Source organism: Domibacillus sp. 8LH (assembly GCF_038806185.1).
Classification (GTDB): Bacteria; Bacillota; Bacilli; order Bacillales; family Domibacillaceae; genus Domibacillus; species Domibacillus indicus_A.
Window position 1 is genome coordinate 41,423 of sequence record NZ_JAVJNG010000015.1, and the last position, 20,363, is coordinate 61,785.

15 protein-coding genes are annotated in these 20,363 nt (G+C 44.8%); 13 read left to right on the plus strand and 2 right to left on the minus strand.

The window, feature by feature from the left end; genetic code table 11:
* Positions 1 to 128 precede the first annotated feature (128 nt).
* The 8 genes from RG959_RS16225 to RG959_RS16260 all read left to right on the plus strand — a co-directional run bounded on the left by RG959_RS16225 (position 129) and on the right by RG959_RS16260 (position 10,648).
* Positions 129 to 1,220 (plus strand): LuxE/PaaK family acyltransferase, encoded by a 1,092-nt coding sequence (locus RG959_RS16225; RefSeq protein WP_342798003.1) that lies wholly within the window; start codon positions 129 to 131, stop codon positions 1,218 to 1,220.
* Positions 1,217 to 2,668 (plus strand): acyl-CoA reductase, encoded by a 1,452-nt coding sequence (locus RG959_RS16230; RefSeq protein WP_342798004.1) that lies wholly within the window; start codon positions 1,217 to 1,219, stop codon positions 2,666 to 2,668. Before RG959_RS16225 ends, RG959_RS16230 begins: the two co-directional genes overlap by 4 nt.
* Positions 2,669 to 2,683: 15 nt before the next feature.
* Positions 2,684 to 3,430, plus strand: a complete 747-nt coding sequence (locus tag RG959_RS16235) for an ABC transporter ATP-binding protein (protein WP_342798005.1) — start codon at positions 2,684 to 2,686, stop codon at positions 3,428 to 3,430.
* Positions 3,427 to 4,182: an ABC transporter permease gene (locus RG959_RS16240; protein WP_342798006.1), complete on the plus strand. Its 756-nt coding sequence runs from the start codon at positions 3,427 to 3,429 to the stop codon at positions 4,180 to 4,182. The genes RG959_RS16235 and RG959_RS16240 overlap by 4 nt, the downstream gene beginning before the upstream one ends.
* A complete protein-coding gene (locus RG959_RS16245) occupies positions 4,179 to 5,192 on the plus strand; it encodes an ABC transporter substrate-binding protein (RefSeq protein WP_342798007.1) in 1,014 nt (337 codons plus the stop codon). The genes RG959_RS16240 and RG959_RS16245 overlap by 4 nt, the downstream gene beginning before the upstream one ends.
* Before the next feature lie 11 nt (positions 5,193 to 5,203).
* Positions 5,204 to 5,971, plus strand: coding sequence for an SDR family oxidoreductase (locus RG959_RS16250; protein WP_342798008.1), 768 nt, complete (start codon positions 5,204 to 5,206; stop codon positions 5,969 to 5,971).
* A 773-nt stretch (positions 5,972 to 6,744) separates the two neighbouring features.
* Entirely contained in the window at positions 6,745 to 7,437 is a 693-nt protein-coding gene (locus RG959_RS16255) for a hypothetical protein (protein WP_342798009.1), read from the plus strand.
* Positions 7,438 to 7,465: 28 nt separating this feature from the next.
* The gene (locus RG959_RS16260) at positions 7,466 to 10,648 is read left to right on the plus strand and encodes a biotin/lipoyl-containing protein (protein ID WP_342798010.1); all 3,183 of its coding nucleotides are present in this window, start codon (positions 7,466 to 7,468) and stop codon (positions 10,646 to 10,648) included.
* 549 nt (positions 10,649 to 11,197) lie between these two features.
* Here the strand turns inward: RG959_RS16260 and RG959_RS16265 are convergent.
* Complete coding sequence (locus RG959_RS16265; RefSeq protein WP_342798011.1) at positions 11,198 to 12,811, minus strand: PucR family transcriptional regulator; 1,614 nt, start codon at positions 12,809 to 12,811, stop codon at positions 11,198 to 11,200.
* Between the two features lie 147 nt (positions 12,812 to 12,958).
* Between RG959_RS16265 and allC the strand changes: the two genes are divergently transcribed.
* From allC to RG959_RS16290, 5 genes are all read left to right on the plus strand, one after another.
* Positions 12,959 to 14,200, plus strand: coding sequence for an allantoate deiminase (gene allC, locus RG959_RS16270; RefSeq protein ID WP_342798012.1), 1,242 nt, complete (start codon positions 12,959 to 12,961; stop codon positions 14,198 to 14,200).
* Positions 14,201 to 14,213: 13 nt separating this feature from the next.
* A complete protein-coding gene (locus tag RG959_RS16275) occupies positions 14,214 to 15,461 on the plus strand; it encodes a pyridoxal-phosphate-dependent aminotransferase family protein (RefSeq protein ID WP_315691296.1) in 1,248 nt (415 codons plus the stop codon).
* Positions 15,462 to 15,542: 81 nt separating this feature from the next.
* Positions 15,543 to 16,895: a uracil/xanthine transporter gene (locus RG959_RS16280; RefSeq protein ID WP_342798013.1), complete on the plus strand. Its 1,353-nt coding sequence runs from the start codon at positions 15,543 to 15,545 to the stop codon at positions 16,893 to 16,895.
* Positions 16,888 to 18,081, plus strand: coding sequence for an amidase (locus RG959_RS16285; RefSeq protein ID WP_342798014.1), 1,194 nt, complete (start codon positions 16,888 to 16,890; stop codon positions 18,079 to 18,081). Before RG959_RS16280 ends, RG959_RS16285 begins: the two co-directional genes overlap by 8 nt.
* A complete protein-coding gene (locus RG959_RS16290; RefSeq protein ID WP_342798015.1) occupies positions 18,078 to 18,944 on the plus strand; it encodes a fumarylacetoacetate hydrolase family protein in 867 nt (288 codons plus the stop codon). Before RG959_RS16285 ends, RG959_RS16290 begins: the two co-directional genes overlap by 4 nt.
* Positions 18,945 to 19,826: 882 nt before the next feature.
* Here RG959_RS16290 and RG959_RS16295 read toward each other — a convergent pair.
* The gene (locus tag RG959_RS16295; RefSeq protein ID WP_342798016.1) at positions 19,827 to 20,045 is read right to left on the minus strand and encodes a hypothetical protein; all 219 of its coding nucleotides are present in this window, start codon (positions 20,043 to 20,045) and stop codon (positions 19,827 to 19,829) included.
* Between the last annotated feature and the right edge of the window lie 318 nt (positions 20,046 to 20,363).

The following is a 20,363-nucleotide window of genomic DNA, read 5'->3' on the forward strand; positions in this document are numbered from 1 at the left end:
TAGACCGTGATAACCTGTTGGGTAATGCCAGCGTAGGGAAAGTGGGAAGAATAATACCTATCGACACTTTGCCTGCGCAAAGTGTTTTTTTTATTTTATATTTATACAAAAAGGGTGAATGAAAGAATATGGACCAACAGCAAAACATTATAAAATATGTAATGGAATTTATGCAGGAAGATTCGTCCGAAGAGCAGGATTTTAATGAACTGGCGCTCCGTCTCTACACCTATCAATATCAAAACAATCTTCCATACCAGTCATTTTGCAGACAAAAAGGGAAAACACCACGAATGGTCAAGTCGTGGAAAGACATACCAGCTGTGCCCATTACAGCGTTTAAAAACATTACACTGAGCTGTATCGATCCTGAAAAAGCGGAAGCCGTTTTTATGACGAGCGGAACGACACAGGGTGTGAAAGGGAAGCACTTCCATCCGGATCTGCGTATTTACGATCAATCTATGACCTTAAACTTTAAAAACCGCTTTATGCAGGGGGGAGACCGCATCCGTATGGGAATTCTTTTCCCGACGGAAGAGGAAATGCCCAATTCCTCACTTGCTCATTATTTGGCATTGGCAGTCCGGGAATTCGGCACAGCCGAAAGCCATTATCTTTTGACGCAACAAGGAATCGATATAGACCGTCTTTTAAATGATCTGAACCGTGCTGAGGAAACGGGCGAGCCTTATGCCCTTTTGGGCGCAAGCTACAGCTTTGTGCATCTTCTTGAAGAATTGACACGCCGAGGCAAAACTTTCTCTCTTCCTCCAGGAAGCAGAGTGCTTGATACAGGCGGGTTTAAAAATCAATCCAAAGAAATGGAGCTGTCAGAGTTTTATCGTCTGCTGTCAGCTGCTCTTGGAATTGAATGCTCAGCCTGTATCAATATGTACGGTATGACAGAACTCAGCACGCAGTTTTATGACAGCGGGAATGAAACTATACCTTCCGTCAAATCTGGCCCTCAATGGATCCGCACAAGAGTGATCAATCCTTTAACAGGAGAAGAATTGCCTAAAGGTGAACAGGGCGTTCTCGTCCACTGTGATTTGGGCAATTTCAATTCGGTTACGACCATTCTGACGGAAGATATGGGGATGGAAACAGAGAATGGCTTTTTGCTTCTGGGCCGCGTTCAAGGCACGGAAGCAAAAGGATGCTCCATTGCAGCAGAAGAATTTATCAAAACGGCTTCAAAAGGTGCATCAGAATGAGGGAAATTGCAGGATACCTGCCGGATATAGGCGAGACCACATTGGAAATGAAAGTGTTAACGTTCTCTAAAAAAGGAGAGACGGTTGAAGCGGAGATTCCTTTATTAACAAAGGAACAAATAAATAAAGTGATTGAGAAAGTGAAAAAAGCAAGCGAGGAAGTGCTGAAAAGTTTTTCTGTTTCAGATATGATCTGCATTATTGACAGGGCCATTGAGCAGCTGCTGGACCGCCAGTCACCTTATCGGCAAAAAGCAGAAAAACTGCTGCCTATTGTAACGGGCTATGATGAAGAAATCATCCGGCTTGGCCTGACATCTTATTTAAAAACGTTCCGAAAAAAGGGGCTGCAGCGTTTTCTGGCTGAAGATTTCGGCAATCCGTTGTTATTGGATGATTTTCAGCCCCGCATAAAAGGAGGTTTTTCCAAAGCCATAGGTCCGAACCTGATCACTCATATTTGGGCCGGGAATGTTCCGGCTCTTCCTTTGTGGAGTTTTATTTCAGGACTGCTTGTGAAAGCAGGAGCAGTCGGTAAAGTGTCTAGTGCAGAACCGTTCTTTTCTGGATGGTTTGCCCATTTGCTGGTGGAAATTGAACCCCGGCTTGCAGACTGTTTTGCGGTTGTGTGGTGGAAGGGCGGCGACGAAGAGAGGGAGCAGCGGCTCTTTGAGCAGTCAGAGGTAGTTATAGGCTATGGAGGCAATCAGTCACTGCAATCGTTGCAAAACCGGATGCCGGTGACAACGCGCTTTTTACCTTTTGGCCATAAAATCAGTTTTGGGGCTGTATCAAAATCAAGCCTTGATTCAAGAAAAGGGTGGACCACGGTCCATTCGGCAGCGCTTGATGTGATCCGATATGATCAGCAGGGCTGCTATTCTCCTCACCTTTTTTATGTCCAAGAAGGCGGACATGTTTCGCCGCGTGATTTCGCGCGCTTTTTGGCAAATGAACTGGAGAACTTTCAAACAAGATATCCACGGCGGGAGCTTTCGATGGAGGAATCCGCAGCGGCGGCAGCATGGCGCCAAAAAGAGGAAATAGCGCTTTTTTCAAAACCTGGCCATGAAGTGCTGGGTAATAGAGCAAATGACTGGACCGTGGTTTATGAAGAAAACCCCTCTTCTTTTCTGCCAAGTGCGCTAAACCGGGTGGTAAAAGTCATTGCTTTCCGCGACATTGAAGACATTCTTCCAATCATTGCGCCCCATCGTTCTTTTCTTCAGACAGTAGGAGTGGCTGCCAGTCCTGCTGAACTGTTTCGATGGGCTGAACAGCTTGCGAAAATCGGGGTTACACGCATTGCCGCCCTCGGATCCATGACATCACCAGAAGCTGGCTGGCACCACGACGGCCGGTTTAATCTATTGGATTTAGTGTATATGGTCGACATAGAAGCAGCGGCAGAGGCATCAAGCGAGCAATTTGCCCCTTACGTCGACTAGATGAGGAGAACAAAAATGGGATTTTTAACGATAAAAAATGCAGACTTTACGTATCAAGGAAAGCAGGCTGTTATTTCGGACGTGAATTTGGATATTACAAAAGGGGAATTTCATTGTCTGCTGGGAAAAAGCGGCTGCGGGAAAACAACGCTGTTAAAGCTGGCTTCAGGACTGCTTCAGCCTGATAAAGGGATCATTCAGCTGGATGGAAAAGAACTTGACGGACCTTATCAGGAATGTGGCTTTATGTTCCAGTCTCCTACTTTACTTGAATGGAAAACGGTTATAGATAATGTTCTCCTTCCTATTTTCTTGAAGCGGAAGGTGACTGAAGAAGATCGGGAGCACGCAGCCAGTTTGCTGGATATGGTAGGCTTGTCTGAGCATCACAATCGCTATCCGGCACAGCTTTCAGGAGGACAGCAGAGCCGCGTATCCCTTGCGCGGGCACTGATTCAACATCCATCCATGCTGTTTTTAGATGAGCCGTTCGCAGCACTTGATGCGATCACTAGAGAGGAATTACAAGAAGACTTGCTGAAAATTTGTCAGCTTCATCAAACGACAGTTTTGTTCATTACCCACGATATTTCCGAGGCGGTTTATTTGTCTGACCGTATTTCTGTTATGGACAGGGGACGCGTTATCTATGAAGAGAAGGTTCTTTTAAAAAAGCCGCGGCTTATCAATATGCGATATGAACCGTATTTTAATCATCTTTGTTTAACGCTGCGGCAAAAAATGAGCGAGGGGCGCCCATGAAATATACTCAATTGTACTCACTGCTCCTGTTTCTGATTTTGATCGTTGTATGGCAGCTGGCCGCAGGCAGTATGTCAGAACTGGTTCTGCCGGCTCCTTCTATTATTCTTCATACGTTAGTAGAAGGGCTTTTAAGCGGTTATTTCACAGGCCATATTATCCAAACGATGCTGGAAATTTTGCTAGGCCTGCTCTTAGGCGGCTTTTTAGGATTTACAGCCGGCATTTTAATGGGGGAAAGCAAATTTTTGTACAAACTTTTTGCCCCATATGTGATCGCCAGTCAGGCTGTACCGAAACTGGCTCTTGCGCCCCTGTTTATTTTGTGGTTCGGCTTTGGGATGACGTCTAAAGTGATTATTACTGCCCTTATCTGCTTTTTTCCGCTACTGGAAAACACCGTGTCAGCTATTCAATATACAGATAAGCAGAAACTTGAATTGTTCCGCATGCTGAAAGCCAGCCGGTGGCAGACATTGATTTACTTGAAAATTCCATCAGGTCTTCCGAGTATTTTGGCCGGACTGCGTGTTGCGGTTATTCTCGCTGTGGTCGGCGCTGTTGTGGGCGAATTTATCGGAGGAAGCGAAGGGCTTGGAGCGCTGATTATTGCCTCGCAGGGCATGATGGATACTCCCTTAATGTTTGCGTCTTTAATCATTCTGACCGTTATCGGCATGGTTTTATATCAGCTCGTATACCTGGCTGAAAAGCGATGGACAAAATCATCTATGAAGGAGAACAAAAAATGAAAATGAAAAAACGATCCGCTTTATTTTTATCCGCGGCTTTATTCTTGGCGGCCTGCGGAGCAGAAGGGACGAAAAAAGAAACGGCTGAGGAGCCAGAAAAAGTTGCTGACATCAAGGTTGCAAGCTGGAGCCAGCCGATCACTGAACAGACCAACCTGCTTGTAGATGAGAAAAAAGGATTTTTTAAAGATAATGGTCTGAATGTGGAAGTGATTCCAGGGGCCGGCGGGGGAGATGCCATTAAAAATATCCTTTCTGGAAAAGCAGACATTGCTTTTACTGATCCGGGCTCTCTTTATTTTGCTCTCGACAAAGGGGAAAAATTAAAAGTTTTGTATAATGTCTATCCGCAGAACGTTTTTAATATTGTGTCGCTAAAAGAAAAAAACATTACCAAGCCCGAAGATTTAAAAGGCAAAACCATTGGCGTTTACAGCCTGTCAAGTGGAACTCGTCAGAATCTGCTTGTTATGCTGAACCAGGTGGGTCTTTCTGAAAAAGATGTAAACATTGTTGAAACAGGCCTTTTAAACTTTGCTCCTCTTATGCAGGGGCAAGTGGATGCTACAGCAGCCACCGATACAGGGCTTGTTATCGGCAAGGAAAAAGGGCTTGGTGATGTGAATGTCCTTGAAGTAAAAGACTATTTAAACGTTCCAAGCGACGTTTTTGTTGTAACAGAAAAAACATATGAAGAAAAACAGGATGAGCTGAAGAATTTCTTGGAGGCCTATCAGTCGAGTGCCCAGTGGATGATCGACAATCCAGAAGAAGCCGCTTCATTAGCAGTTGACTATGCAATCGACGGAAAAAATGAAGAGCAAAATCTTGATATTATTAAGCTCCGCAACGCCTCAGCTGTTTCCAGCCTGACTGAAGAGAAAGGTCTCGGCGCTCTTGATACGGATATCCTGCAGCAGGGCGCAGATACGTATAAAGAATTAGGACTGGTGAAAAACCAGCTTAATATGGAAGATGCAGTAGAAGAAGAAATGGTACCGGCCAAATAATGGAGGAGACAATGAAAAAATTTCAAGGAAAAGTGGTGCTTGTAACGGGGGCCAGCCGGGGAATCGGTTCCTCGATTGCTCGTGCTTTTGCTTCTGAGGGAGCTTTTGTCATTGTTAATTACCTGCAAAACAAAGAAGCTGCCGAACAGGTTGCGGCTTCCTGCCAGGAGTTAGGCGGTGATGGATGGGCTATTCAGGCAGATGTAACCTTGCAAAACGCTGTACAGGAAATGGTCGAGCAGATCGTGCTGGAAGCGGGGAAAATCGACGTGGTCGTCAACAACGCCTTTGCACCATATGCGTTTAACCCCGAAGAGCGAAAATTAGCATGGGAGCTGTCATGGGATGATTACCAGCAGCAAATAGACGGCTCTCTCCGCGCTGCTCATTATATGTGCCAGGCAGTACTGCCTTTGATGAAAAAGCAGTCCGGAGGCAGTATTATTAATATGATTAGCAATTTGGTGGAAAGGCCTATTATTCCTTATCATGAATACAATACAGCCAAATCCGCCCTGCAGGGGTATACCCGCAACTTAGCAGCTGAACTTGGCCCGTTTGGTATCCGGATCAATTGTGTAGCACCCGGCCTTGTATATCCCACAAGCTCCAGCAGGCATACAAAGGAAGAAGTCAAGAACATGATTATTGCCCAAACACCGCTTCGCAGGATCGCTCTTCCTGATGACATTGCCGGTCCGGTCTTGTTCCTTGCTTCTGATTGGAGCCGCTTTATGACCGGACAGACATTATTTGTGGATGGCGGCTTCGTTAGTTGACATATATCAATGAGCCTGTAAACGGGTTTGAACAGGACGGTGCTCATAGGATCAGCCGGCTGGTTTTTACTATTTAACGTCTAGAATGCGGACTACATTCAAAAACCTTTTTAAAGACAAGCGCTACCCCCCTGATATATAAGGGATAGCGCTTGTTTTATTTTAGCTTTCTCTCTATCAGTACAGCATATCTAATTGGTTTTGAGGAGCAACCATCTGCTTACTTCCAGGAACATGAACTTAACGATAACCATACTTGTTTGTGGAGCCCCTGTTTGTTTTAAATGGAAAAAAGAGTTACATTCACATAATAGGTATGCAGAATTGTAAACAAAGAAAGGGATAAGCATTTCAGATTTCTCCGGCGAATAAACACATAGGGTGTTACAGCTGTACTCAACAAAGTTTTTGCGAAGTACGTCGTTCCCGCTCGCTTCTATCTTAACCATATACTTCCACAACCTATCTTTCTGTGATTCGTTGACTCGAAAATCACGAACATGCTTTAATTAATATCTAATTTAGAAGCTGCCGCCCGCTTACCTGATAGTTGAAGTGAGGATGTTCTCGCCGAAAATGATAAAATGTAAGAGTGAAAAATATGAATCGGATGTGCGGATAAACAAGGTCAGCGAGAGCGTGGCAGCATGATTTGTCTAGTGACTGTTTTAGGAAGAAACAGCGAACCAGACAATACGTTCATATAACTGAATTTGAAACACTTTACTTCATAGGAGATTCGTACGGGTGAACGTGTTGAAAGGAGTATCCAGGTGAACAAAGAATTCAATAATGATTTTATCGATGCCTTAATCGTTTCTCTTCAAGACGAAAGAATCATCGAAAGAATAAAAGAAATTACTGAAGCAGGCGCGTCTGGCCCGATGGAGGAGTCAGAGGAGCTGCTAAAAGAAAGGGAAAAAGAAATTGCCAGGCTCCGGCAGGAAGTTGAGTTCAAAAAACAGGAAATTCAAGAGTACCAAGTAAAAATCCATGATTTAAAGCAGAAAACGGATGCCTACTTGGATGAATTGCAAAAAAGAAGAGCGGATTATCGGGAGGCAGAAGAGCTTTATAGGGCTGTTCAGCAGTTATCCGAAACCACAAAAGAGTCTTTAAAAGGAATCTTTAAGGGGCAAACCGTACAGGAATTTATCATTTGTGGCGTGCAGTATGAAAACATCTCCTCCTTATGGGATTTTATCAAAAATGAGCTGATGGAGGGGCGGGAGGAGGAAAGAGACGTTTTGCTCGCTCTGTTTCAGTTTTTCTTTCGAGAATACAGCAAAACATATGATACCCCTTTATATAAACTGCAGGAAGTAAAAATAAATGAAGTTTTTAGAGAAGACTTGTACATAAGAAGCGTCAACAGCCATATATCTGGGAATATATCAGAAATCCTGCTGCCAGGATATACAAGCATTAATGGTAAAATTATCAAAAAATCAATCGTGAGAGTATAGCAGGCGATTTAACAAAGGAGAAATAGACATGACATCGATTACGATTCCAGAGCTTGGAGAAGAGATTGAAAAAATCCTTCTGGTACAGTGGTATAAACAGCCCGGTGATTATGTAACGGTGGGCGATACGCTGGCCAAATTCAACAGTGATGGTATTGAATTTGACCTTTTTTCAGAAACAGAAGGTACGCTTAAAGAGTTATTTGTAACGGAAGACACGTTAGTCAAAATTGGTGATGTCATATGTGAGATGGACTCTGGCAGTTCACCGTCAGCAGAGCCGTCCGCCGCAGAAGAGGAAGAAACTGCTGAAGACGAAAAGCCTTCCGAAAGTGTAACAATCCCAGAGCCAAACAGTGTGAAGGACAGCTCGATTCACTTAATGGACAAGAATGACAAGCCGGTTTTATTTTCAACAGATGTACAAACGATTCCGGTTACGTCCATTTCCATGACATACAAGGAAGTAAAAACACTAATCAGCCATTTGTATGAAAGAGCAGAAGCAGACTTTTTCAAGGAGGGAACAAGTTTCTTCCAAGATATTAAACAGATGCTTCGTTCTAGATGGGTATTCATGAATAACGTAAATGTTGTATACGATCACAATGTTACAGCTCTATTTCCTTACAGAAAACATTATAAATTAGCGGATGAAGATTTTGACTATAAAAAGCATCTGGATGTGTCCGGTTTTAAAGGTGATGCGATGACTCAGGAAGAAACGGTTAAAAGCTTTGATACAACCGATCACCCTGTATTTCAAAAAATAGCCGCTTTAGATGATGGATCTACAAGTAAGAATCCGCCCGTTTCAAGGATATTTGCGAACACGGCTGCACATTCTACTAAATCCATCGCCTTTAAATTTAATGAGTATGAGATGCAAAGCTTTGATGTGGTCAATCAAAAAACCGATTTGCAGGGGAAAGGCTTTTTCGTGCCGATCTTCCGTTTAAAAGGAGAGAATGCCTTCGGGACCGATGATCGGACCGCTGTTCATTTATGGCTGGAAAATGGATTGGTGCCAAGTGGATTAAGTGCGAAACGCCAGCACGAATATGAGTATTTGCTTGCACTGCATCAATTAAAGGGTTTAGACCATGAAAACTTTGAAAAAGAACTGCCGTCTATCGCAATTGATTCCAAGTCGCTGTTTGAGAAGCTGTTAAACTCTGAAAAAGTAAGAGCGGAAGTAGATACATATGACGAAAAGATGCTGACAGATCCGAATCGAGGCCATTGGGACCTGTGGCCGGTTCTTGATGAAGAAAAGCCTTTAACGATAAAGCTGAATGCTGAAATCATGGCCCGAAACCCAAAAATGGATATTCGGGAAGACGGCGTAGTGGGAATCGATTTTGGTACGAAAAGCACTGTAGTCGTCCACCAGGAAAAAAGTGACTTTACGCTTCCAATGCGTGTGGGAGTTGGCTACTTTAACACAGAAGTGCAGGACTGGCATTACGAAAATCCAACCGTCATTGAATTTATTGATTTAGAACATTTCCTGGAGCTTTACCGGGAAAAAGAAGGCAGGCCGGATACGAAATGGCAGGATGTAACGGTTTCCCATACGGCTTTTAATAGTTTAATGAACGGAAAGAGTGACCATTACTACTCTATCTTGAATAATCTTAAGCAATGGGCTGGAGAAAAGAAAAAACATCTGCGTTTAAAAGACAAAAGAGGATATGATGTGGTTCTGCGTTCCTTCTCGGATTTAACAGAGCAGGAAATCAACCCGATTGAGTTATATGCCTACTACCTCGGTTTGTATATTAACAACCAGCATAATGGCATTTATCTGGACTACATCTTGTCTTTCCCGGTCACTTACGAAAAAGCGGTCAGAGAAAAAATTCTAAAGAGCTTCCAGCGCGGATTGAAAAAGACCCTTCCTGTTTCGATTCAGGAGGATGAAGAAGTGATGAGAAGATTTCGCGTGACAAGCGGCGCGAGTGAACCAGCCGCCTACGCCATTTGTGCCTTGCAAGAGTATGGGTTTGAACCGGAAGAGGATGAAAAAACGTATTACGGCGTGTTTGATTTTGGCGGGGGTACGACCGATTTTGACTTTGGTATTTGGCGCGAAGCAGGCCCGAAAGAAACAAGATATGACTATGTGATCGAGCATTTTGCAGCGGGCGGTGACCGTTATTTAGGCGGTGAGAACCTGCTGGAGTTTTTAGCCTTCCAAGTGTTTAAAAACAACCAAAAAACGATGCGTGAATTGAATATCTCTTTTATTCTTCCGGCAGAATGTATGAGGTTCCCGGGAAGTGAGACGCTGATTAATGAGTCGCAGGAGTCCTATTTAAACATGAAGCAGCTGGTGGAAAAATTAAGACCTCTGTGGGAAAAACATGACCAGTATGAAGAGAAGTTCGAAAAAGGGATGATCCGGGCAGACCTGTTTGACAAAACCGGCCAGGCAAAATTGAATGTTGAACTTTTGGTTGATCAAAATGAACTCGAACAGCTTATTGAAGAAAGAATTGAAAAAGGCATTAAAAACTTCTTTGAGTCTTTACGACGCGCTTTTGCCCGTCCGGAAATCGGCAAAATCGATAAGATCAACATTCTGCTTGCAGGAAACTCATGTAAATCGCCAGTGGTGATGAATCTATTTAACAAATGGATGGAAAAGGAACAACAGAACAGTCAAAACTGGGGCGAGACGTCTGAAAATTCATTTGAGATTTTTCCGCCGCTCGGGACAGAAGCAGCCTATGCAAAACAGGAAGAAAAACATAAAGCAGTGAACCGGGATGTGTTAACCGCTCCGACTGGAAAAACAGGCGTGGCCTTTGGGCTTGTTCAAAGCAGAAAAGGCGGAAGCATCAAAGTAATTGACCGCAATATGATCAATGATGAATCAAAGTTCAAGTACTTCCTTGGCAGAGGAAAAAAAGGAAAGTTCAAAACGGTCATTGATCAGGAAGAAAAGTATAATACGTGGCATTTGTTTATTGATGCGTCAGAAGAAGATTTTGAAATATATTATACAAGCCTGCCGGAAGCCGGCACCAGCCAGCTCGATATTAAGCAGGCTCAGCGGAAAAAGTTTCGTATTGAGCATGTAGATGATTCCGCTTTTGTGTTCATTCGAACCATAAGCCCGACTGTCATTGAATATGTGGTCGCGCATGAAGATGGGATTTTAAATGACATTTATTTGAGTGACATTACGAAAGTCGACTTAAGCTGATCGAATGGATCGTAACTAAAATATAGGAAAAAAAGCGCAGATACCCGTCTGCGCTTTTTCTGTTCATGGTTTAGGTTTCTGTTATTTGGATTTACACATCCTTTCTGTAATAGGCATATTCCAATTCGTTGTATGATTTCACGGCGCTCCTGACGCGGCAAAGCCCGCTGTCAGTAAAGAAAGCTTGCCAGGCTGTGAATGGATAGTCATTTTACGGGTCCCGTACAATCATGGTTAGTACCAATGTTAGTATTAATGTTTTGATCAAACTAAATATGATGATTAGTTGCTTTTAAAAAGGTATAAAAACAAATGTAACATGAAAAAGCACCTGAATGAAAAGAAGGAAATAATGAATAAAATGTTATGGACCAAGGGTGAAGAAGGAATACCAAAGCAGATGGGAATAGAAGTACTTTAGACGTTTAAAGCTGTAAGCTTATCGGGACGACAGAGGACACTTATACGAATATGTAAAGAAGACCTATGGATGTCAAAATCCATAGGCTTTTTTGAATTAAAGAACAAATTGAATAAAATAACAGTCCGCTAGCTGTTTTGCAGCAGTGTCTTAATCCGAAAAGCAAGCCGGAGGCACAGCGTCTGTTCGGGGTCTTTTAAGCTGCGGCCGAGCAGCTCCTCGCATTTTTCCAGCCGGTAAATAACCGTGTTGCGGTGGATAAACAAACGCTTCGCGGTTTCGGACAGCTGGCAGTGCGACTCTAAATAAACCGACAGTGTCTGCATTAACAGATCATAATCTTTTTTCGGTTCGTCCACGAGTGCTTGGAATGTATTGTGGTAAAACTGCTTCATTTGCTCGTACGGAATCATCCGCAAAATCTCGGATACTTCTTTTGGCTGATAGGACTCTATAAATTCAGTGCTGCCGAGCATAGCCCCGTAATAAAGCGCATTTACGGCTTCTTTATGGGCTTCTGGAAGCCGCAGCAGCTGTTCGGCATATGTGCTGATGCCAAAAGAAATCGTTTTTTGCAGCAGCGTTCCAACCGATGACTGGACCGCTTTTAAAAAAGAAACGAAGCTTTCTTCACAGTTCTTCCAATTTCCTCTCGCCTCCATCAGAATCACAAACTTATCCTCTGAAGCAAACAGCTGCATGTTTTCCCCTGTTCCTTGTATGTCTTCATCAATCGTATCGTAAATCAGCTCGGATTCCCATTGGTGCTCGGCAAGAGAAAAGCTTTTTTCTGATTGATCTATACGGCCGGCTGCACAAAAATAGCGGTTTTCGTTCGAGAGACCAAACTCTTTCGCCCGGTTAAGGATTTCTTCAGACGAAGAAAAAGCCCCGTTTATAAAGTTTGTAAAAAATTCATTACGAAGCCGCTGTGTTTTTTGTTTGAGCGCATTTTCTTTCATGAGATCAAATGCAATCACGTTGGCAGCTTGTTCCACCGTTAAAACCGCAGAACGGTCTGTCGGCGGGATAAACCGATGAACAGCAAGGTAGCTCGGCTGTTTTTTATGCGTGTAGATCGGAAACAGCGTAAAGGTTTTTTGGATTTCGCTGTCTCGAAGCGAAAAAGCGGTTAAACCGGCTTTCGGCAAATGAGCACCCATGCCGGCAAACAACGAGTAAAAAGAATCTCCTAAATGGCCTGTGCTGTAAAACGGGCGCAGCTGGTGATTAAGCAAGGTAACCTGGCCCCCGATTAACCCGGACAGGCTTTGAAGAATTTTATCGAGCCCCTGCCCGTTCAGAATAAAGTTGGTAAATTGCTGGTGTGTTTTCATCGCCTGGTGAAGTTCGGTTGTCCGCATATCCAAAATGCAGCTTAAGGATTGATGGACAATATCTCCAAGAGATGTTTCAAAAGGTATATCAACCAGTGGCATCTCGTATCGGTCGGCAAGTTCAACCGCTTCTTCTGGGATATGATGTAAAAAGCGTTTTGTTTTAATGCCGAGGCCGGCACAGCCCTGCTTGTGCATTTCCTCCAGCAGCTCCGACAGGGAAGAAGGGTTGTCTTTTAAATGAAAAGCCGTCGTAACCAGCAGCTCATTAGGTTTCAAATAAGAAACGATATCGGGCGCGTCCATCATGTTAACCGTATTCACTTCACGGTCCAGTCCTTCCCGTCCTCCGGCCACAATCGCGCCGGAGAAGACAGGGAGATTCAGTAAATCTTTCATGAACATGTTCGTTCTCTCCTTGATGTTCGAATAGTCTGTTCTTTTAGTTAGATTAAACAATAAAACGAGAGAATTTTCTACATTTTTATGAATGTTTTTCGTTTATCGTTCGATTACAATAAAATCACACAAGAAAAGAGCGGGGGGATGGATATGATTAAAACGGATCCGCCTATCGAAATGAAAACGGCCTATGAAATGACGGAATGGCTGGCTCGTTACGGGCAGACCGAAAGAGGCGGCGTTACCCGCCTTTTATACGATCAAAAATGGCAGGAAGCCCAACAGGCGCTTCAAAAAGAAATGGAAGCTGCCGGACTTGTTTCTTATTTTGATGATGCCGGAAATCTTTATGGGCGTTTGGAAGGGTCCGAAAAAACGGATGCTGTGATTTTAACCGGTTCCCATATTGATACAGTGGCAGATGGCGGTAAATATGACGGAGCGTACGGCATTGTGGCCGGTATACTGGCATTGAAGTCACTCTTTAAGCAGTACGGGCAACCGAAGCAAACGATCGAAGTGGTGTCGCTTTGCGAAGAAGAAGGAAGCCGTTTTCCCCTCACATATTGGGGATCGGGAAACATTACAGGACTGCGGAAAGAGGAGCATATCCAAGAACTGAAAGACTCATCTGGCACAACGTTTACAGAAGCGATGAATGCGGCGGGATTTGGTCTTGGACACTTCTGCAAAGCAAAACGGGATGATTTGGATTGTTTTATTGAACTTCACATTGAGCAGGGAGAAGTACTGGAGCGGGAAGGAAAAGCAGTGGGCGTCGTCAGCCACATTGTCGGGCAGCGCCGCTATAACGTAACGATTACAGGAGAAAGTAATCATGCGGGCACGACACCGATGCCGTACCGAAAAGACGCGGTTTACACAGCGGCCGTGCTTACTCAAACGCTGATCGAGCAGGCAAAGAAAACCGACCCGGACCTCGTCGCCACGGTTGGCAGGATGGAGATTAAACCAAACATTCCAAACGTCATTGCCCGTGAAGTCGTGTTTTCAGTCGATATTCGCCATAGCGAGGAACCGTTGCTGGAATCGTTCAGCACTGCTATTTTCGAAACCTTTGAGCAAATCTGTCAGGTGCACCAGACAGGTATTCACATTGAAAACTGGATGAATGAAAAACCGGTGCCGATGTGTCAGAAGCTGAGTGCGCTGTCGACTGACATTTTAGAAAGAGAGCAGATTCCTTACAAAGTGATGACAAGCGGTGCAGGACATGATTCTCAAGTGTTTGGCCAGTATGTGCCAACCTCTTTATTGTTTGTGCCGAGCCAGCGGGGGATTAGTCATTCACCGGATGAATATACAAAAGCGGAAGACTTGGAACAGGGAGTCCAGCTGTTAAAAAAGACGTTATATGAGTTAGCTTACTAAGGAGGAAAACAAGATGACGGGATATCGTGAATTAAATACACCTTTACGTACAATCATGACACCGGGACCGGTTGAAGCAGATCCACGGGTGCTTCGTGCCATGAGTACACCGATTCTAGGCCAGTTTGATCCGGCTTTTACTCACATTATGAATGAAACGATGGATATGCTACGCCAGGTATTTCAGACAAAAAACCAATGGGCGTTTCCGATCGACGGAACATCCCGCTCAGGTCTTGAAGCGGTATTAACGAGTGTGCTGGCACCAGGAGATAAAGTTTTAATTCCGATCTTTGGACGGTTTGGCCATCTGCTGACGGAAATTGCAGAGCGCAATGGTGCTGAAATTCATACCATTGAAACAGAGTGGGGCCAGGTATTTGACCAAGATGAAATTATTGAAGCATTAGAGCGGGTAAAACCGAAAGTATTAGCTGTTGTTCACGGGGAAACGTCAACAGGATGCATGCAGCCACTTGATAAAGTTGGGAAAGCCTGCCGCGAAATGGGCATTATTTCTATCGTTGATGCAGTTGCGACCATTGCCGGAACAGAAGTGAAAGTGGATGAATGGCAGCTTGATGCGGTCATTGGCGGCACGCAAAAGTGTTTTTCCGTGCCATCCGGTATGGCGCCGATTACGTACAATGAACGGGTCGAGAAAATTCTGGCTTCTCGCAAGAAAGTGGAAAGAGGCGTACGGACAGCGGAAGATGCAGAAAATGTCCTGCATCCTATTCAAAGCAATTACTTTGATTTAAGCCAGCTACAGGACTACTGGGGACCACGCCGTCTGAACCACCATACGGAAGCGACGTCTATGCTTTATGCACTACGGGAAGGCGCCCGTGTTGTGCTTGAAGAAGGTCTTGAAGCGCGCTTTGCCCGCCACCGCCTTCATGAAAAAGCCATCATGGAAGGAATTAAAGCCATGGGGCTGACGCTGTTCAATGATGTGCCATGGAAACTGCCAATGGTCACATGCGTTAATATTCCAGAAGGTATTGACGGCGAAGCTGTTCGGTCTATGCTGCTTGAGCAGTTTGGAATTGAAATTGCCAGCTCGTTCGGCCCGCTCCACGGAAAAATCTGGCGCATTGGTGCAATGGGATACAGCTGCCGGAAAGAAAATGTATTTGCCGTATTATCTGGCCTTGAAGCCGCATTGATCCGAAATGGCGCCATTGTTCAAAGAGGAGAAGCACTGCAGGCTGCGCTAAATGTGTACGAGACAGCGGCTGCTGAAAAAGTTATGATGTAATAAGAAGCCGGCTCGTGTCCATAGTTTGTTTATGGTGGAAGCCGGCTTCTTACTCTTTTGCTTGGAAAAGAAGGTGAAGATATGCGGGAATGGATGAAGGTAAAACATTGGACTGCAGGGTTGCAATGGCTGTTTTTTCTTTTTACAAATACAGTCGTCATCCCGATTACGATTGGAAGTGCATTTGAGCTGGAGCAGGGGAAAATAGTAGCGCTCCTTCAGCTTTCTTTTATTTTCACAGGACTCGCTTGTATTGTACAAGCCCTGTTTGGCCATCGCCGTTCGATTATGGAAGGGCAGTCAGGTCTTTGGTGGGGCGTTATTTTAAGTATGTGCTACATAGCACCCGCACAAGGGATTCCTCTCTCAGTGCTGGGAGGCAGTATTTCAGCCGGCATTGTTTTATCTGGACTGATCACGGTGCTGGTCGGCTTATCCGGCTTATCCGCTCATATCGCCAAGTGGTTCAATGCCGGTGTTATGGCCGTCTTTACGTTTTTACTGGCCGTCCGGCTGAATACTATTTTTTTGAAAGGGATGCTCGGGCTCCCCTTTAGCACCGGCGAAGCCGCGCCGCAGATTGATGTTCCTGTTTTTTTACTGTCATGCGCCATCGTCCTGTTTACGATTTTGCTCAGTGTAAAAGGACATCCCAGCATCAGCCGCTATTCGCTTCTGGTCAGCATTATCGTCGGCTGGATTGTATATGAAGCACTATTTTCAGCTTCAGGAGAAACCGCCGGTATGAGCAGCGATCCTGCTTTTGGCTTGTTTCTTCTTGGGGATCTGTCTTTTGATGCTGGTATTATCATGACAGCTGTCGTTGCCGGTATGCTGAATCTATCGAATACATTTGGTGCCTTAAAAGGAACCGACTCGATGTATCAGGATGAAACAGGGAACCGGCAGTACCGCCGTTCTTTCACGATTTCAGGTGTGTTTACCATGGTCTCCGGTGTCTTCGGCATGGTGCCATACGCACCATACGTGTCGTCCATTGGTTTTTTGCATCAAACGCGCATTTTGGAGAGGCTGCCGTTTATTCTTGGAGGTATCTTCTTTATCATCATGGGGATCATTCCGGCAGTGGGCCATTTAATGGCGCAAATGCCTTTAAGCGTCGGCAGTGCCGCGCTGCTTGTTGCGTATATGCGCTTGCTGCAAACCGCGCTCGGTTACTTTGCTCAAATCGAGATGACGCCGGCCAACCTGTACCGGGTGGCTGCGCCACTGTTTATCGGTATTATTTTTCTGTTTTTCCCTACGGAATATTTTCTTTCATTTCCGGCTTTTATACGGCCGCTCGTCAGCAATGGCCTGCTGATCGGGATTTTACTGTCGCTTGTGCTGGAGAACAGCCGCTTTAAGGAACGCAAGCGGAAACAAAGCAGGCGTTTCAAACTTATTAAAGGGGAGGCGTATCAAAATGAATGATCAATGGAATGCGTTTATCGATCAAGAAGTCAAGCTTGTACCGACTGGAAAAGGAGCACTTGATGGCCGTACTTTTGCGGTCAAAGATGTGTTTTCCATCAAAGGATATACAAGCAGTGCAGGCAATCCAGACTGGCTCCGGACGCACGGGCCGGCGGAGGAAACAGCAGATTCGATTCGAAAACTGCTTGATGCAGGGGCGGCCCTTACAGGCACTCTTCAGACGGATGAGCTGATGTACAGCTTGAACGGTGAAAATGCGCATTACGGAACGCCGGTGAACCCGAAAGCGCCGGACCGCATTCCAGGCGGCTCTTCAAGCGGCTCTGCTGCTGCCGCGGCGGCCGGGCTTGTTGATTTTGCCATTGGAACTGATACAGGAGGCTCGGTCCGCATTCCGTCTTCATACTGCGGCTTGTATGGCATTCGGCCGACACACGGCGCCGTCGATATAAGCGGTGTGATTCCACTGGCCAAAAGCTTTGATACGGTCGGCTGGATGGCACAGGATCTAAATCTGCTTGCTCAAGCAGGCGATGTCCTGCTTCCTGCTTCTGATAAAAAGAATCCATTCCAACGTATTTTAATAGAAGAAGAGACGTGGGCACTGCCGGATACTGAAACGAAAGCGGCACTGCGCCGTCTGCTGCTGGCAGCCGAAAAACAAACGACACATGCGGAGCATGTCCGGGTCGCAGAAGAAGGGTTAGCGGCCTGGGCAGAAGTGTTCCGGACGATTCAAGCGCTGGAAATTTGGGAAGAACACGGTTCATGGATTACGAAAGAGCAGCCAGTATTCGGGCCGGGTATTGCGGAGCGGTTTCAAATGGCCGGCACTCTAAAGAAAGCGGAGTGCCAAAGCCAGCTCCATAAGCGGAAGGACATTCAGCAGCGTATGGACGAACTGTTAAAAGATGACGCGCTTTTAATCATTCCAACGGCGCCAGGTCCTGCCCCGCTTTTGAATTTACATGGGGAAGATGCGGAACAGTACCGTGCTAAGACAATGCAGCTAACTTGTATCGCGGGTCTTGCCGGCCTGCCTCAAATAACGCTGCCCCTGACAGAAGCCGGCGGCCTGCCAGTTGGATTATCCGTGATCGCTGGAAGACATCAAGACAGGCGGCTGATCCAATGGGCTTCTGCTTTTGTCCAAGCGTGCAGCGGGGAGGAAGTAAAAGGATGAAACTTGCTGCGATTTATAATGAAGGCTACGAAAAAGCGGTATTGATTGAGCAGGAAACGGTTTATTTGATGAGCCATGTGAACGAAGCTGCGGGAAAACAGTGGAGTGAAGACCTGCTTCTTCTTTTGCAAAAAGGGGAGCTGGATGAGGTAAGGAGCTGGTACCAGCAAGAAGGCCGTACCCGGCTTCAAACGCTAAATGGCTTTGCACTGGATGCTGTGTCATTTGCTCCGTTATTCCGCCATCCGGAAAAAGTATTCGGGGTCGGTATGAATTACATGGAAAAAGCATTAGAGTTATCGGGCAAGCCTCCGGAAGAAGAGCCGGTTATTTTTATGAAGCCAAATTCCAGTTTAATCGGTCCAAGTGAAGCGATTCAAATTCCGCCGCAGTCGCCCAATATATCGGGGGAAGCGGAACTGGCCATCGTGATAGGCAAAACATGCGAAAATGTAGAAGAAGCTGATTTTTGGGATGTGATTGCGGGCTTTACCGCCAGCCTGGATATGACCGCGAAAGATATCCAAAATCAAAATCCCCGTTTTCTTCAGCGGGCAAAAAGCTTTAATACGTTTTGCAGCGTTGGTCCGTATTTGATAACAGCGGATGAAGTGACGGATCTGGCCTCACTCAAAGTTGAAACCGTACTAAACGGCTCAGTCTGTCACGAAAACGTCATTGCCAATATGATGTATTCACCGGCTTTTATTGTGTCGTTTTTCTCGAAAATCATGACACTACAGCCAGGAGATATGATTTTAACCGGAACACCGGGATCGGCTATTATCCGTGAAGGGGATGTGATCGAGTGCCGGATCACCGGGTTTCCCCATTTAACAAATCCAGTCAAAAAGCGCAAATAAGAAAATAAGAAGCTGTTTCAGAAACCGGCGGAAGGGCCGTTTCTGAAACAGCTTTTTTCATTTGGTTATATTTATTGTAGTGACAATTGAATCCGCCCGGTCGACTTGCATACACAAGAGGAACACCGGCCAGTCAACAGCAAGCTGACAGGCGAATGGAAAGAAGGATGCGATGCTTACTATAAGGGTGGGGATTTGTTTCTTACGGAGCGACGGCATACTGCAGGAAAAGAAAGACGGGCAAGGTCAGGACTGTTTAAATAACCGGGGAGAAGAACTCCCTCCTAACAGTTGACCGAGACAGCGGTGAGCATTATTGCTTTCCCGATCCATTCTGTTGATTAGTTTGATCTTTTGGTTCAGGTTTATTAAGTTTGCTGTTCGGGCTGAAGCCTTGGTAAAGAAGCCAGGCGATAACAACAAAAGATACGACAAAAAACATGAGAAAAAAGGTTGTTTGAGTAAAAATGATAACCCCTCCTAAAATTTTCTTTATTAGAATGGTTGCCAATTTAGGGGTGTTTATTCGTAAAAACGTAAAAAAGTCTTTTGCATGTCGGGGAAGGTTACTCACATCAATGAACTGACGCATTCGGACTGCCGACCGAATTGTGTTTTTTTATTCCAGTAATCATTATAAGTGGATTAACCATTTTTTTAAATTTTGTATGAATTTATTGAAAAAGTAGTCAAGAGGAATATCAAAGATGCGCTGAACGAGATGATCTGGAAAGAGGACAGCCGCTGAGTAGTTTCAATTTCTATAGCGAATCGCCAAGAGTAGAAGTACTGATTGAAGAGTTACAACAGAGATTCATCAGCCAGTGGCTGAAATAATAGAAAAAAAACTCTAAAATTTCTAGAGATTTATAAAAAAGGCTATTAATCTACTAGTTTACCGATGATACATGCAGCTTCTTTTGCATTTTCATAATATTCAATCGTTTCGTTTTGGATAAATGCCACTTTTAGTGTGTCGGTGTTTTTCACACAACTTATTTTTAATAAAGGCTGTTCATCCTTGCTGAATGTATGAGTAATCTCCACATCTTTATAGTAACACAGCGTTTCCAACATCGTTTTTATACTATCGATTGACATTCTATTTCTCTTTTCCAATCAAAGAAAAGTGACGAAGGAAAGTCAAAAAATTTTCGCTGTTTTTATATTTTAACTTTAATATAGCGTGTACTTCATTGTTCTTCTCGACAGTTTGTTGAAAAGGGATGGAGCCCTTGCCTTGGTAAGAGTTAGGGATTAGATCATTCGATATTGGTGGCGAGGCAGCTTCACGGGATTTCTCGTTCCGGAGAAATCTTCTAGAGCAGGGGATCGGGCAGGAAGCCGCGGTAATAGAATATAAACAAGGGGAGTGAAGGTGGAAGCGGTGACCTTATGTTCGCAGAAACAATAGTAAAA

Bases quoted from the DNA above. Each gene is read 5' to 3' on its own strand.
- RG959_RS16265 (WP_342798011.1), bottom strand. From the start codon at position 12,811: ATGTTCATGAAAGATTTACTGAATCTCCCTGTCTTCTCCGGCGCGATT.
- allC (WP_342798012.1), top strand. From the start codon at position 12,959: ATGATTAAAACGGATCCGCCTATCGAAATGAAAACGGCCTATGAAATG.
- RG959_RS16245 (WP_342798007.1), top strand. From the start codon at position 4,179: ATGAAAATGAAAAAACGATCCGCTTTATTTTTATCCGCGGCTTTATTC.
- RG959_RS16280 (WP_342798013.1), top strand. From the start codon at position 15,543: ATGCGGGAATGGATGAAGGTAAAACATTGGACTGCAGGGTTGCAATGG.
- RG959_RS16295 (WP_342798016.1), bottom strand. From the start codon at position 20,045: ATGTCAATCGATAGTATAAAAACGATGTTGGAAACGCTGTGTTACTAT.
- RG959_RS16225 (WP_342798003.1), top strand. From the start codon at position 129: ATGGACCAACAGCAAAACATTATAAAATATGTAATGGAATTTATGCAG.
- RG959_RS16275 (WP_315691296.1), top strand. From the start codon at position 14,214: ATGACGGGATATCGTGAATTAAATACACCTTTACGTACAATCATGACA.
- RG959_RS16230 (WP_342798004.1), top strand. From the start codon at position 1,217: ATGAGGGAAATTGCAGGATACCTGCCGGATATAGGCGAGACCACATTG.
- RG959_RS16260 (WP_342798010.1), top strand. From the start codon at position 7,466: ATGACATCGATTACGATTCCAGAGCTTGGAGAAGAGATTGAAAAAATC.
- RG959_RS16285 (WP_342798014.1), top strand. From the start codon at position 16,888: ATGAATGATCAATGGAATGCGTTTATCGATCAAGAAGTCAAGCTTGTA.
- RG959_RS16290 (WP_342798015.1), top strand. From the start codon at position 18,078: ATGAAACTTGCTGCGATTTATAATGAAGGCTACGAAAAAGCGGTATTG.
- RG959_RS16240 (WP_342798006.1), top strand. From the start codon at position 3,427: ATGAAATATACTCAATTGTACTCACTGCTCCTGTTTCTGATTTTGATC.
- RG959_RS16250 (WP_342798008.1), top strand. From the start codon at position 5,204: ATGAAAAAATTTCAAGGAAAAGTGGTGCTTGTAACGGGGGCCAGCCGG.
- RG959_RS16235 (WP_342798005.1), top strand. From the start codon at position 2,684: ATGGGATTTTTAACGATAAAAAATGCAGACTTTACGTATCAAGGAAAG.